Below are 14186 nucleotides of genomic sequence, written 5' to 3'. Positions count from 1 at the left end.
GCCGGCGACGAACACCATGGTGTCAGCCGCGCCCTGCCGTAGCCCGCGCAACATTAGGGGTTGGCCGGACCGGCTGAAGTGCGAAAACCATCACATTGACGTCGGTGAGCAGTTCGGCGGGTCAGCCGCGTGACATATGGGGTTTCGGGGAAGTCGGCAGGGTTGGGGAGTTCGCGGGGCGGCGCGGGAACGGTACGGAGGGGTGAGGTGGGCCCGGGCGGGGTACCGGCGGGTCGGACCGGGGCGGCCGGGGTGCGGCGTCGAGGCGGCCGGCGAGGCGGGCGAGGAGCGGCAGCCTGCGGCCGTGCAGCAGGCCGAGGACGATCGCGGCGGCCACGGCGATCAGGTGCTCGCGGCCGGCGAGGTTCGGTACGGCGACGGACTCCCACACCATCGAGCCGCCGGTGAGGGCGAAGACGACGGGGGCGCGCCGCACCACCGCCAGGTAGGTGAAGAGGCCCACCACGGCGGCGGACGGGCCCGTGTCGAGGATCCGGCCGGCCTGAGGGGGCAGGCCGAAACCCCACCAGCCGGGGCCGAGCGCGACCATCACCCGGGCGGTCATCGTGCCGGCCAGGGTGGTGACGTAGGCGACGGCGAGGGTGCGGCCGCGGCCGAGGGTGAGTTCGGCGAGCGCGAAGGCGAGGAAGAGCTGGGTGATGCCCGCCCAGACCGGCAGGTCGAGCGCCGGGACGTAGAGCGACACCGGGGTGCGCAGCAGGGAGAGCCACAGGGGCAGGTCGGCGGTGACGCCGCCGAGGTGCCACACCAGCCGCCGGCCGAAGGGGTGCTGGGCGATGCCGTGGAAGAAGATGACGCCGAACCCGGCCACGAACGCCAGCACGAGCCCGGACAGCCCGCGCCGCACCAGCTGCCGTACCGGGTCCACCACGATGGCGTGCCATTCGCCGCGCAGCGTGTGCCGCACGAACCGGACCGCCCACGCGGCCACCCGGCCCCAGTCGCCTGCCATGAAAGGCATCGCCCCCTCGACACCGTCCCCGTCGTCGGCCTGCGCACTCCAGTTAGGTTCTCCGCGCCCGGGCCGTTCCACGCGTCATCGTATAGACGTTTGGATCATTTGCGACGATGCGGGAGCTACGGCCGGTCGGATACCGGCGTCGCATTTATCACCCGTCAACGGCTGAACCCGCAGGGCCGCGATCGCGTCCCCCCGAGTGTCGTCCCGGTAAAGGAGCAGTAATGCGCACCCTGTCGCGTCGCACGGTGCTGGCCTCGGCCCTCGGGGCGGCGGTGACCCTGCCGACCGCACCGGGGGCGGCCGCGAGACTGCGCGCCCTGGAGCGCGAACACGGGGCCCGGCTGGGGGTGTTCGCGCGGGACACCGGTTCGGGGGCCCGGCTCGGGTACCGCTCCGGCGAGCTCTTCCCGATGTGCTCGGCGTTCAAGACCCTCGCGGTCGCCGCCGTCCTGCGCGACCTCGGCGAGGACGTGCTCGGTGAGGTCGTGCACTACGACGAGAGCGATGTCGAGCGGGCGGGCGGCGCCCCCATCACCGGAAAACCGGAGAACCTGGCCGCGGGAATGACGGTCGCGGAGTTGTGCGGAGCCGCGATCGAGTACAGCGACAACACCGCCGCCAACCTGTTGCTGGAGCAACTGGGCGGGCCGGTGGCGGTGACGAGGCTGTGCCGTTCGCTCGGGGACGGTGTGACGCGTCTGGACCGGTGGGAGCCGGAGCTGAACTCGGCGGAGCCCGGGCGGGTCACCGACACCACCACTCCCCTGGCCATCGCGACGACCTACGCGGAACTGACGGTCGGTCACGCCCTGGCCGGCGCCGGCCGGCGGCGGCTGACCGGCTGGCTGCTCGCCAACACCACCGGCGGTGAGCGGATCCGCGCCGGGCTGCCGGGCGACTGGACGGTCGGCGACAAGACCGGAACGGGCGAGTACGGCACCGCCAACGATGTCGCGATCGCCTGGCCGCCGGGCCGCGCGCCGCTCGTCGTCGCCGTGCTCTCCACCCATTCCGACGCCGCCGCCAAGGCCGACTCTCCGCTGGTCAGGGAGGCCGCCGCGATCGTGGCGGACGTGTTCGAGCACAGTGGCGCACAAGTTCGTTCACAGCCGGAGCACAGCAAGTCGCCTTGCCGGTAGCGGGATTTCCGCGATGAGACCGGAACCGTTCTGTTTCGATCACGAACTCTCGTATAGTGACGCGGAGTTCAGCACCGAGCGTCACAACTCCTTCACCGGACACACGTCCCTACCCGCTCCGAGGACCAGACCGGACCGATGACCGCGCCCACGCATCCCGGCGAACGACCTGCCCTCCGTACGCTCGTTCCGACCTTCGCGCTGACCGCGGCGGTGTCGGCCCTCGCGGTCGTCGCAGCGGCGGCCGCCGCGCCGGCCTCGGTACGCACGCCCCTCGCCCTCGGTGCGAGCGCGGCCGCACTGCTGCTGTGCGCGGCGGTGACCTGGGCCGTGCACGCGGCGCGGGCCGCCCGCGCCGCCCGGCGTCGGCTGGAGGCGGTGAGCCAGGACATCGGGCGGCTGCTCCAGCAGCAGGCCCGGGCCACCGAGGATGCGCGCCAGGAGCAGCAGCGGCTCATCGACGAACTGGCCCAGCAGCGCAGCGAGTTCGCCGACTCCCTCGAGCAGGAGCGGGCCCGGATCCAGCAGGACTGCGGCCAGGAACTCGACTGGTACCAGCAGGAGAACGCCCGGCTCACCGCCGCACTGGAGCGCGCCTCGCGGGAACGGGCCGCCGCGATCGCCGCCGCCGGCAACGCGGCCGGGCGCATGCAGGCCCTGGCCACCGCCACCCTCGCCGACCTGCGGGCCATGGAGGACCGGCACTCCGACGAGGAGGTCCTCGCCGACCTGCTGCACCTCGACCACCGCACGGCCCAGGCGGGCCGGCTCGCCGACTCCATCGCGGTGCTCACCGGGGCGCGTTCCGGCCGCCGCTGGGCGCGTCCGATCAGCATGGAGTCGATCCTGCGGGGCGCGATGGGCCGCATCAGCGGCTACCGGCGGGTGCGGGTGCACTCGGTGAGCGAGACGGCCGTCGCCGGACACGCCGCCGAGGGTGTCATGCACGCGCTGGCCGAACTCCTCGACAACGCGGCCAACTTCTCGCCTCCCACGGCCGAGGTCCACGTGTACGTGGAGGAGGTGCCGGCGGGGGTCATCGTGTCCGTGGAGGACAGCGGACTGGTGATGGGCGAGGTGCAGCTGCGCCGCGCCGAGCGCGCGGTCGCCGGTGACAGCACCGAGCTGGGCGGCCTGACCGGCACCCGGCTGGGGCTCGCGGTGGTGGGCCGGCTGACCCGCAAGCACGGCCTGAAGGTGTCGTTCCGGCCGTCGGCACGCGGCGGCACCGGAGTGCTGATGCTGGTCCCGCAGGACCTGCTGACCCGCCCGGTCGCCGACGAACCCGCCTCGGCACAGGAGACGGAGCCCGCCGCACCGGTACCGCTCGACCCCGCTCCCGTGCACGAGTCCGCCGCCGAGCCGGACGAGGACGGGGACGAGGGTGAGGAAGGGCCCACCGGGCTGCCCAGGCGGCGCCGCGGCCGGACCCTCGCCGAGGCCGAGCGCCGGGCGGCGCCCCAGCCGGCGGAGCCGCGCCCCGCAGCCGCGGACGCCGAGGTCCGCGCCGCCCGCTTCAACAGCTTCCGGCAGGCGGTCCGCCCGGCCCCGCACGACTCCCACTCCGCCGGGGCCCCCGGCGCGGCCGGCGAACCGGCGCCCCCGTACGCCCCCACCCCCGCGCACGACCCGGTACCCGCGCCCCACCCGGAGTCCGGCCCAGAGCTCACGTCCCACCCACATGCGTACCCGGAAGGCGACCCCACTCCATGACCGGCAGGACCACCGCCGACTCCAAGCTCACCTGGCTCATCGAGGGCCTCCTGGAGCGCACGCCCGGCGCGCGGCACGCCCTGGTGCTGTCCCGCGACGGGCTGAAGCTCTGCCGTACCCCGGAGCTCTCCGTCGACCAGGCCGACCAGCTCGCGGCCATCGCCGCCGGCATCCAGTCGCTGTCGCACGGGGCGTCCGTCGAGTTCGGCGACGGCAGCGGCGGCGTGCGGTCGGCGATGACCGAGTTCTACGGGGGCGTGCTGTTCATCGTCGAAGCCGGCCAGGGCGCCCATCTGGCCGTGGTGACCAGCGAGGACGCCGACCCCGGCCTCGTCGGGCACAACATGAGCGAACTGGTCGAGCAGCTCGGCGAGCACCTGACCGCGCAGCCCCGCACGTCATGAGCCGCCCGGGCAGGGACGACGCGCCCGACCGCCTGTACACCATCACCGGCGGCCGCAGCGGCACCGGCCCCGACAGCCCCTTCGACCTGGTCACCCTGGTCGTCGCCGAGTCCGAGCCGACGCCCGGCATGCAGTCGGAGCACGCGGCGATCCTGCGCCTGGCCGAGTTCCCGACCTCGGTGGTGGAGATCGCCGCGGAGCTGAGGCTGCCGGTGAGCATCACCAAGATCCTGCTGGGCGACCTGCTGGCGGCCGGCCGGGTCAGCGCCCGCCATCCGCACCGGCCGGCCATCACCGACCCCGACATCCTGGAGCAGGTGCTCGTTGGACTCCGCAACCTCTGACGCGCGCACCCCGTTGGGTGCCTCCGCCGACCACGGTTTCAAGATCGTGGTCGTGGGCGGTTTCGGCGTCGGCAAGACCACCCTGGTCCGCTCGGTCAGCGAGATACGTCCGCTCAGCACCGAGGAGACGATGACCCAGGCCGGCGAGGCGGTCGACGACATCCGCGAGGTGCGCGGCAAGTCCGCGACCACCGTGGCCTTCGACTTCGGCCGGATCACGCTGGACGCGCGCAACGTGCTGTACCTGTTCGGGGCGCCGGGCCAGGAGCGGTTCTGGTTCCTGTGGGACCGGCTGTTCTCCGGAACCCTCGGCGCGGTCGTGCTCGTCGACACCCGGCGGATCGGCGACTCCTGGTACGCCATCGACCGGCTGGAGAAGCACGGCACCCCGTTCATCGTGGCCTGCAACGACTTCGGCGGCCCCGTGCACACGTCCCGGGACGTCCGGCACGCCCTCGACCTGGACCCGCACGTCCCGCTGGTCGACTGCGACGCCCGGTCCCGGGAGTCCGGCAAGCAGGTGCTGATCACGCTCGTCCAGCACGTCAGGAACCGGTACGCCGGCCCGTCCGCACCGGCGGACCTGCCACGACAGGAGTTCGTGTGACCCCCGAAGCCGTGCCGCTCGGCGGCCCCCGGTTCCAGACCGAACCAGCGCGTCTGTACCGCGAGATCCGGCGCGACCACGGTCCCGTCACCCCGGTCGTGCTGGACGGGGACGTGCCGGCCTGGCTGGTGGTCGGCTACCGCGAGCTGCACCAGGTGACCGGGGACCCGGTGCTGTTCAGCCGGGACTCGGACCTGTGGAACCAGTGGGACATGATCCCCGACGACTGGCCGCTGCTGCCGATGATCGGCCGCAGGCAGCCGTCGATCCTCTACACGGTCGGCGAACGGCACCGCGAGCGGGCCGGGATGATCAGCGACGCGCTGGAGGCCGTCGACCCGTTCGAACTGCGCGCTCACGCCGAGCGGTTCGCGGACGAGCTGATCGACGGGCTGTGCACGAGCGGCGAGGCGGACCTGATCGCCCAGTACGCGATGCTGCTGCCGGTGCGGGTGCTCGCGCGGCTGTACGGCTTCCCCGACGAGGACGGGCCCGGCCTGGTCACCGCGCTCAACGACATGATCGACGGGCGGGAGCGCGCGATCGCCGGGCAGCAGCATCTGGGCTCGTCCATGGCGCAGTTGCTGGCCGACCGGAAGGCGGCCCCCGCCGACGACGTGGTCTCGCGGATGCTCCAGGACGAGAGCGGCTTCACCGACGAAGAGATCATGCAGGACCTGATGGTCATGATGGCGGCCGGGCACCAGCCGACCGCCGACTGGATCGGCAACTCGCTGCGGCTGATGCTCACCGACGACCGGTTCGCCGCCTCCCTGTTCGGCGGCCGCAACAGTGTCGCCGAGGCGATGAACGAGGTGCTGTGGGAGGACACCCCCAGCCAGAACATCGCGGGCCGCTGGGCCTCCCGCGACACGCAGCTGGGCGGCCGCCGGATCCGCGCCGGCGACCTGCTGATCCTCAGCTTCCAGGGCGCCAACTCCGATCCGCAGGTGCGCACCGACGCCTCCGCGCTGACCGGCGGCAACTACGCGCACTTCTCCTTCGGGCACGGCGAGCACCGCTGCCCGTTCCCCGCCCAGGAGGTCGCCGAAGTGGTCGCGCGGACCGGCATCGAGGTCGTCCTCGACCGGCTCCCGGACATCGACCTGGCGGTGCCCGCCGACACGCTCACCCGCCGGCCCTCACCCTGGCTGCGGGGGCTGACCGAGCTGCCCGTCAGGTTCACGCCCGTACCCGCCCTGTAGTCACCACCGACAGTTCGGCGCAGCACCGATCGGCGCAGTACTCCGACCCTGCCCTGGGAGGCACGTCACGATGACGACCGGTACCGAACCAGCCCGGATCGCCCTCGACCCCTTCGTCACCGACCTCGACGGCGAGAGCGCGCGGCTGCGCGCCGCCGGTCCCCTCGCCGCCGTGGAACTGCCCGGTGGGGTTCCCGTGTGGGCCGTCACGCACCACGCCGAGGCCAAGGCGCTGCTCACCGACCCCCGCCTGGTCAAGGACATCAACGTGTGGGGTGCCTGGCAGCGCGGGGAGATCGCGCCGGACTGGCCGCTGATCGGGCTCGCCAACCCCGGCCGTTCGATGCTCACCGTGGACGGCGCCGACCACCGCAGGATGCGCACGCTGGTCGCGCAGGCGCTCACCCCGCGCCGGGTGGAGCAGATGCGGGAGCGGATCCGGAAGCTCACCCGGGACCTCCTCGACGGCCTCCCTGCGGACCAGGAGACGGTCGACCTCAAGGCGGCCTTCGCCTACCCGCTGCCGATGTTCGTGGTCGCCGACCTGATGGGCATCGACGAGGCCGAACTGCCGCGCCTGAAGGTGCTGTTCGAGAAGTTCTTCTCCACCCAGACCCCGCCCGCGGAGGTCATCGCGACCCTCACCGAGCTGGCGGGGATCATGGCGGCGACGGTCGCCGCCAAGCGGGCCGAGCCCGGCGACGACCTCACCAGCGCGCTGATCCAGGCCTCCGAGGACGGCGACCGTCTCACCGACGAGGAGATCGTCTCCACCCTCCAGCTGATGGTGGCCGCCGGGCACGAGACGACGATCTCCCTGATCGTCAACGCGGTGGTCAACCTCTCCACCCACCCCGAGCAGCGCGCCAGGGTGCTGTCCGGCGAGGTGGACTGGGCCGCGGTGGTCGAGGAGACCCTGCGCTGGTCCACCCCGACCTCGCACGTGCTGATCCGGTTCGCCACCGAGGACGTGCCGGTCGGCGACAAGGTGCTCCCGGCGGGCGACGCGCTGATCGTGTCGTACGCCGCGATCGGCCGCGACGAGAACGCGCACGGGCCGAGCGCCGGGGAGTTCGACGTCACCCGGGAGTCGCCGAACCGGCACATCTCCTTCGGGCACGGGCCGCACGTCTGCCCGGGTGCCGCGCTCTCCCGGCTGGAAGCGGGCGTGGCACTGCCCGCGCTGTACGACCGCTTCCCCGGCCTGGACCTCGCGGTACCGGCGTCCGAGCTGCGCAACAAGCCGGTGGTCACCCAGAACGACCTCTTCGAGCTGCCGGTCCGCCTGAACCCCTAACGGGTGTGCACGGAGTACGACTTGGCTCCGGTGCCGGCCAGCCTGCCGCCGTCGACGATCAGGTACTCGTCGCGGATGGGCCGGCCGGCCAGCCAGGACTCCAGGATCTCCCGGGTGCCGGCGGCGTAGCGGGCCTGGGCGGAGAGGCTGGATCCTGAGATGTGCGGGGTCATCCCCTGGTGCGGCATGGTGCGCCAGGGGTGGTCGGCGGGCGCGGGCTGCGGGTACCAGACGTCGCCCGCGTACCCGGCCAGCTGCCCGCTGCGCAACGCCCGGTCGACGGCGTCCCGGTCGACGATCAGGGCCCGGGCGGTGTTGACGAGGTAGGCGCCGCGCTTCATCGTGCCGAGCAGCTCGTCGCCGAACAGGCCCTCGGTCTCCGGGTGCAGGGGCGCGTTGATCGTGACCACGTCGCAGTGCGGGGCCATGGCGGCCGCGCTCTCGTGGAAGGTCAGGTTCAGCTCGCGCTCGACGGCTTCGGGCAGCCGGGTGCGGTCGGTGTAGTGGAGTTTCACGTCGAAGGGCGCCAGGCGGCGCAGCACCGCGGTGCCGATCCGGCCCGCCGCGACGGTCCCGACGTGCATGCCCTCCAGGTCGTAGGACCGGCTCACGCAGTCGGCGATGTTCCAGCCGCCGTCGAGCACCACCTGGTGCGAGGGCAGGTAGTTGCGGACCAGGCCGAGGATCATCATCACCACGTGCTCGGCGACGCTGATGCTGTTGCAGTACGTCACCTCGGCGACCGTCACCCCGTGCGCGATCGCGGCGTCCAGGTCGACGTGGTCGGAGCCGATGCCGGCGGTGACCGCCAGCTTGAGGTGGGGCGCGGCGGCGATCCGCTCGGCGGTCAGGTACGCCGGCCAGAACGGCTGCGAGATCACCACGTCCGCGCCGGCCAGCTCACGGTCGAAGACCGAGCCCGCGCCGTCCTTGTCGGAGGTGACGACGAGGGTGTGACCGGCCTTCTCCAGGAAGGAACGCAGGCCGAGTGCGCCGGAGACGCTGCCGAGGAGGTGGCCGGGGGTGAAGTCGATCGCCTCGGGAGTGGGGGTGGTCTGGCCGCCGGGGTAGTGGTCGATGACCGGGATGTCGTCGCGGGCGTAGCCGGTGGGGTATCCGTCGGTCGGGTCGTCGTACAGGACGCAGAGCACCTTGGCCATGATGGCGGCTCCTCAGCTCCGTTGCGGATGGTGCATTCCACGATCCTCGGGGGTAACTGCGCAGGTCAAAGCGAACGTCGCTATCCCCTGATAGGCGGTGTCTATCATCGGTCGCGGCCGTCCAGGACGGCGTGCAGGCGGCTGTCGAGGGCGTCCCTGAGGCCTGCCTCCCGGGCGACCTTGACCAGGGCCTGGGCGAGCACGGACTGGGGTTCGCTGCGGGCGACGACGAGTCCGACCCGGGGGCCGTGGGCCGGGCCCTCCAGCGGGACCACGCGCATGCCCTCCGGGACGCCGAACATGTGCAGCCAGGCGTGCGAGATCACGCTCGACCAGCGGCCGCCGGGGAGGTGGGCGTAGAGGCCGGCCACGCTGTCGGACTCGACGGCCGGGACGGGGGCGGCGCCGTCGGCGGCGAAGCAGTCGTCGATGATCCGCCGGTTGCGCATGCGCCGCCCGAGCAGGCACAGCGGGAGGGCGGCGGCCTGCGACCAGGTGGCCGTGGCCGCGTTGGCGAGGAGGCCCCCGACCGGGGTGAGCAGGACGTACCGCTCCTCGTAGAGCGGGAAGCGGCGGACCTGGCGCAGTTCGTCGTCGTCCAGGTAGGTCATGGCCGCGTCCAGCTCGAACTCGGCGAGGCCGCGCCGTATGTCGGCGGAGGACAGGGACTCCATGGCCACCCGGGCGTGCGGATGCCGGTCGCAGAAGGGGCCGGTGAGGAGGGAGGCGACGGGGACGGCGGTGGGGACGACGCCGAGGCGCAGGGTGCCGGTGAGGCCGTCCCGCAGCGCCGACAGTTCCTGGCGGAGCGCGTCCCCCTCGGCGAGGATGCGGTGCGCCCACGCCAGCACGACCTCGCCCTCGGGCGTGAGGCCCTCGTAGCGGCGGCCCCGGCGCACGATCGGGACCGCCAGCTCGTGTTCGAGGCGTCGTATCGCGGCGGACAGCGAGGGCTGCGAGACATGACAGGCGGCGGCCGCCCGGCCGAAGTGCCGCTCCCGGGCGAGCGCGACGAGGTATTCGAGCTGGCGCAGCAGCATGCGGCCTCCGCGGGCGGTCCCGGTGACGGGTACGGGGTACGGGCTCCGGGTCCAGGTGTACCGGATCGGCGGTCGCCCGTTTGACTTCGAGTGCTCTTGAAGTCGTAGCGTCCGGAAGGACGGAACGTCAGCGGGAAAGGCTGGGAGTCACATGCGACAGCGCAATCTGCGGGATCTTCAGGTGAGCAGCATCGGCCTCGGGTGCATGGGGATGTCCGCCTTCTACGGCACCGCCGACGAGGACGAGGGTGTGCGGACCATCCACCGCGCGCGGGACCTCGGGGTCACCTTCCTCGACACCGCGCAGCTCTACGGACCGCTCACCAACGAGTCGCTGGTCGGCGAGGCGGTCCGGGGGCACCGGGACGAGTACGTGATCGCCACGAAGTTCAACTACCGGATGGACCACGCCGTCCCCGGTGACATGAGCAGCATCGGCCCGCAGGACGGCTCGGCCGAGCACGTCCGCAGCTCGGTCCACGGCTCGCTGGAGCGGCTGGGCACCGACTACATCGACCTGTACTACCAGCACCGTGTCGACCCGAACGTGCCCATCGAGGAGACCGTGGGCGCGCTGGCCGAGCTGGTCGCCGAGGGCAAGGTGCGGCACATCGGGCTGAGCGAGGCGAGCGCCGAGACGATCCGGCGGGCCGACGCCGTGCACCCGATCGCGGCGGTGCAGACCGAGTACTCGCTGTGGACCCGGGACCCGGAGGACGAGGTGCTGCCCGCCTGCCGGGAGCTGGGCATCGGGTTCGTCCCGTACTCGCCGCTGGGCCGCGGCTTCCTCGCCGGCCGGTTCTCCTCCCCCGAGGACCTCGACGCGAACGACTGGCGCCGCACCGGCCCCCGCTTCACCGGCGACAACCTGGAGGCGAACCTGCGGCTGGCCGCCAAGGTGAAGGAGATCGCCGCCGAGAAGGACGTGACCCCGGCCCAGCTGGCCCTCGCCTGGGTGCTGGCCCAGGGCGACGACATCGTGCCGATCCCGGGCACCAAGCGCGTCGCCTACCTGGAGCAGAACGCGGGCGCGGTCGACGTCGAGCTGACCAAGGATGACCTGGCCCGGATCGAGGCCGAGGTGCCGCGGGCGGCGGGAGAGCGCTACGACGAGGCCGGGATGCGGTCCGTGAACCTCTGAGCAGCCCCCCGGAGGGTCGCTGGGGGTACCCCCGGCCGAAGGCTGGGGGAGGAACTGCGCGACCAGCCACGACTGCGGCGCCAGCCGGCAGACAGCGTGTCGCGGCACTTTTGGAGGCGCGCCCGGAAGCCGGAAGACTCCGGGGCGCCGTCCGGCTCTCGGTGGCCGGTCCCCCGGCGGTGGCGCACGCTGGTCCCATGGGCAAGCTGCAGGGTTGTGTGGCGGGGCTGCGGCGGTCGTGGCAGTCGTCGCACGCGCTGCTGCTGCTCCCGGTGCTGCTCATCGTGGTGATCACGGTGGCGGACCTGCGGACACCGGAGGACATCCACCTGGGCCCCGCCCTGGTCATCGCCCCGGCGCTCACCCCGTCCTTCGCGGGCCCCCGGTCCACCGCGCTGGTCGGGGCCCTCGCGGTGGCCGCCCAGGTGGTGATCGCCGTGTTCCACGGCGGGCTGACCACCGCGAACCACATCGTGCAGATCGTCACCCTGACGGTGCTCTCGGTGATGCTGGTGGTCTACAGCGTGGTCCGCGAGCGGCGCCGTGCCCAGCTGGCCCAGGTGCGCACGGTCGCCGAGGCCGCGCAGCACGTCCTGATGTGGCCGCTGCCCGAGCACATCGGCCCGCTGCGGATCGCCTCGCTGTACCTGGCCGCCGAGGACGAGGCGCAGATCGGCGGCGACCTGTACGCGGCCACCCGCTGCGACGACGAGGTGCGGGTTCTCATCGGCGACGTCCGGGGCAAGGGCCTGTCCGCGATCGGCGAGGCGGCACTGCTGCTCGGCGCCTTCCGGGAGTCCGCCCACCGGCATGTCACCCTGCAGGACCTCGCCGCCGCCCTGGATCAGAGCGTGCAACGGTACACGGCCGACCTGGAGCCGCCGGAGGAGGCGGGCGAGCGGTTCGCCACCGCGCTGCTGGTCGAGATCCCCGACGAGGACCCGGTCACCCGGATGACCAGCTCCGGCCATCCGCCGCCGCTGCTGCTGAGCCCGGGGAACGCGGTCACCGTGCCCAGCCTGCACCCGTCGCCGCCGCTGGGCGTGCCCGCGACGGGCGGCACCGAGCACACGCTGGACGTGTTCTCGTTCGAGCCCGGTGACACCCTGCTGCTCTACACCGACGGTGTCGCCGAGGCCCGGGACGCGCAGGGCCGCTTCTACCCGCTCGCCGAGCGGGTCGCGCAGTGGACCGACGCCGCGCCGGAGGCACTGCTGCACCGCATCCGGCGTGACCTGCTGGCGCATGCGGGCGGCCACCTCGGCGACGACGCGGCGCTGATCGCCCTGCACCGCACCCGGACCGTGCACCACCGTCACCACCACGGCGTCCTCGGCCACGGCTCCGCGCGGGCCTGACCGGTCTCAGAACTCCGCGGTCTGCGACTCCAGGTACGTCTTCAGGAAGGCGAGCTTGGCGTCGCTGTCGGCCACCGCGATCGTGCCGGAGTTCGCGCCGAGTTCCATGGTCTGCGGGGTGTCGGTGGCGAGGGCGGGCCAGTCGGCCAGGGAGCCGCCGTTCGGGTCGCCGGTGGCGGCGAAGCGGGCGACGTAGGAGGCGGTGGTGTCGGCGGTGTCGTAGTCCTTGGAGGTCCAGGGGCGGTCGGTGTTGTAGAGGTAGCCGAGCAGGTAGTAGACGTCGGAGCCCTCGAAGGCGCCGGTCGCGTCGGTGCCGATGACCGGGTTGGTGTCGTCGTACCCGGGCGGGACGCGGGTCCAGAAGTAGGTGTGGACGGCGCTGGAGTCGGCGGCCGTGTCCTTGAACTGGGTCGCCCACAGGAAGGCGGAGACGCGTTCCTCGTCGCGGGCGTAGGCGCTGAACTGCTGGGCGGCCGTCGCGTCGCTGTCCGCCGGATACAGGTCCAGGAAGGTGTCCGCGAGCCCCAGGGGGCCGAACTCGGAGCGGGCGTAGGCCCGGAACGCGTCCAGGGTCGGCTTCAGGTCGGGCGAGGCGCCGTTCGCGTCCTTGCACACGCCGGTCAGCACGGGTACGCCGGTCTCGGCACGGGCCTTCAGGACGGCGGTGTAGGTGTCGGGCAGCACGTGTCCGTCGAGGACGTGGCCGAAGTCGGCGGCGGCGTCGGCCTCGGCGCCGCTGACGATGTCGTCGGCGTCCAGCGCGCGCAGGGCGGCGAGGTCGGCGACGCCCAGCCGGGCGGCGAAGCCGGTGCCGTCGGTCTCGGCGGCGGCGAGGGTCCGGTAGCGGCCGGGCCCGGTGGCGAGCGCCGGGTCCTTCGTGTACCGGACGCCGGAGGACAGCAGCGCGCGGTGGTAGAGGCCCCGGGCCTGCCGGGACGCGAGCAGGATGTGCACGACGGACGCGCCCTCGGCCCAGCCCGCCAGGGTGACCCGGTCCGGGTCGCCGCCGAACGCGGCGATGTTCCGCTGGACCCACTCCAGCGCGGCGACGACGTCCAGGATCCCCCAGTTGCCCGAACCGCCGTACGCGGACTCCGCGGTCAGCTCGGGGTGGGCCAGACCGCCGAGCGGGCCGACGCGGTGGTCGAGGGTGACGACGACCACGCCCTTGGAGGCGAGCAGCGAGCCGTTGTAGATCTCCTGGCCCGACCACAGGGCCCGCCCACCGCCGTACAGCCAGACCAGGACGGGGCTGACGTTCCCCGAACCGGTCGCCGCCGTCCAGATGTTGAGGTTCAGGCAGTCCTCGCCGAACGCGGGCACCTGGTCGCCGGGGATGCCCGTGACCGGCTGTGGGCAGGCGGGGCCCCAGGAGTCGGCGGCGCGGACCCCGTCCCAGGTGGGGGCCGGCCGCGGCGGGCGCCAGCGGTTGGCGCCGGCGGTGGTGTCGGCGTACGGGATGCCCTTGTAGACGGTGACGCCGCGCAGGCCGCCCTGGACTCCGGTGACCTGTCCGGACTCCGTGGGCACCGCGGTGGCGGCCGCGGTCCTGGCCTCGGCCGGGGTGGGCAGCGTGCCCAGCAGCCCGGCCACGGCGGCGGCGCCGAGGAAGCCGCGCCGGTTCAGCGGGTTCGGCCGGTTCGAACGGGCGGATGGCATGTCTGTGTCGCTCACGGGGGTTGCCTCTCGGGGCGGTGGGGGGACGAACCGACGAGCAGCCTGGCCTCGGGCAGGCCCTGCGGCAACCGCATCCGGCGGACTCACAGCAGGTCAACAGCCTCTGACAGCAACCGAGT

The 14186-nt window shown here is 72.9% G+C and carries 13 protein-coding genes; 9 read left to right on the top strand and 4 right to left on the bottom strand.

What is annotated here, in order from left to right; translation table 11 throughout:
• Positions 1-121 precede the first annotated feature (121 nt).
• Entirely contained in the window at positions 122-982 is an 861-nt protein-coding gene (locus ACZ63F_RS04240) for a hypothetical protein (protein WP_469708495.1), read from the bottom strand.
• Between the two features lie 221 nt (positions 983-1203).
• On the opposite strand from ACZ63F_RS04240, the gene bla reads away from it, so the two are divergent.
• The 7 genes from bla (at position 1204) to ACZ63F_RS04205 (ending at position 7691) form a co-directional block, all read left to right on the top strand.
• The gene (bla, locus tag ACZ63F_RS04235; protein ID WP_469708493.1) at positions 1204-2121 is read left to right on the top strand and encodes a class A beta-lactamase; all 918 of its coding nucleotides are present in this window, start codon (positions 1204-1206) and stop codon (positions 2119-2121) included.
• A 138-nt stretch (positions 2122-2259) separates the two neighbouring features.
• Complete coding sequence (locus tag ACZ63F_RS04230) at positions 2260-3834, top strand: sensor histidine kinase (RefSeq protein ID WP_469708491.1); 1575 nt, start codon at positions 2260-2262, stop codon at positions 3832-3834.
• Positions 3831-4238 (top strand): roadblock/LC7 domain-containing protein, encoded by a 408-nt coding sequence (locus tag ACZ63F_RS04225; protein WP_352363207.1) that lies wholly within the window; start codon positions 3831-3833, stop codon positions 4236-4238. Before ACZ63F_RS04230 ends, ACZ63F_RS04225 begins: the two co-directional genes overlap by 4 nt.
• The gene (locus ACZ63F_RS04220; RefSeq protein WP_469708489.1) at positions 4235-4582 is read left to right on the top strand and encodes a DUF742 domain-containing protein; all 348 of its coding nucleotides are present in this window, start codon (positions 4235-4237) and stop codon (positions 4580-4582) included. The genes ACZ63F_RS04225 and ACZ63F_RS04220 overlap by 4 nt, the downstream gene beginning before the upstream one ends.
• Entirely contained in the window at positions 4563-5189 is a 627-nt protein-coding gene (locus tag ACZ63F_RS04215) for a GTP-binding protein (protein WP_469708488.1), read from the top strand. The genes ACZ63F_RS04220 and ACZ63F_RS04215 overlap by 20 nt, the downstream gene beginning before the upstream one ends.
• Positions 5186-6394, top strand: coding sequence for a cytochrome P450 (locus tag ACZ63F_RS04210; protein WP_469708486.1), 1209 nt, complete (start codon positions 5186-5188; stop codon positions 6392-6394). Before ACZ63F_RS04215 ends, ACZ63F_RS04210 begins: the two co-directional genes overlap by 4 nt.
• A 70-nt stretch (positions 6395-6464) precedes the next feature.
• Positions 6465-7691, top strand: a complete 1227-nt coding sequence (locus ACZ63F_RS04205; protein WP_469708484.1) for a cytochrome P450 family protein — start codon at positions 6465-6467, stop codon at positions 7689-7691.
• Here ACZ63F_RS04205 and ACZ63F_RS04200 read toward each other — a convergent pair.
• Positions 7688-8851, bottom strand: coding sequence for an NAD-dependent formate dehydrogenase (locus ACZ63F_RS04200; protein WP_469708482.1), 1164 nt, complete (start codon positions 8849-8851; stop codon positions 7688-7690). The two genes, ACZ63F_RS04205 and ACZ63F_RS04200, sit on opposite strands and share 4 nt — an antisense overlap.
• Positions 8852-8955: 104 nt before the next feature.
• Positions 8956-9891: a LysR family transcriptional regulator gene (locus tag ACZ63F_RS04195; RefSeq protein ID WP_469708480.1), complete on the bottom strand. Its 936-nt coding sequence runs from the start codon at positions 9889-9891 to the stop codon at positions 8956-8958.
• 151 nt (positions 9892-10042) lie between these two features.
• Here ACZ63F_RS04195 and ACZ63F_RS04190 point away from each other — a divergent pair, with 151 nt between their 5' ends.
• Together ACZ63F_RS04190 and ACZ63F_RS04185 are read left to right on the top strand one after the other, a co-directional pair.
• Positions 10043-11032, top strand: a complete 990-nt coding sequence (locus ACZ63F_RS04190) for an aldo/keto reductase (RefSeq protein ID WP_469708479.1) — start codon at positions 10043-10045, stop codon at positions 11030-11032.
• 197 nt (positions 11033-11229) lie between these two features.
• On the top strand, positions 11230-12390 hold the full coding sequence (locus ACZ63F_RS04185) for a PP2C family protein-serine/threonine phosphatase (RefSeq protein WP_469708476.1): 1161 nt from the start codon (positions 11230-11232) through the stop codon (positions 12388-12390).
• A 6-nt stretch (positions 12391-12396) separates the two neighbouring features.
• Here the strand turns inward: ACZ63F_RS04185 and ACZ63F_RS04180 are convergent, their stop codons facing one another.
• Entirely contained in the window at positions 12397-14049 is a 1653-nt protein-coding gene (locus ACZ63F_RS04180) for a carboxylesterase/lipase family protein (RefSeq protein WP_469708474.1), read from the bottom strand.
• Between the last annotated feature and the right edge of the window lie 137 nt (positions 14050-14186).

It is taken from the genome of Streptomyces sp. NPDC104761 (assembly GCF_055583445.1).
Note: the sequence above shows the minus strand (reverse complement) of the source record. Positions and strands in the feature narration are given on the sequence as shown.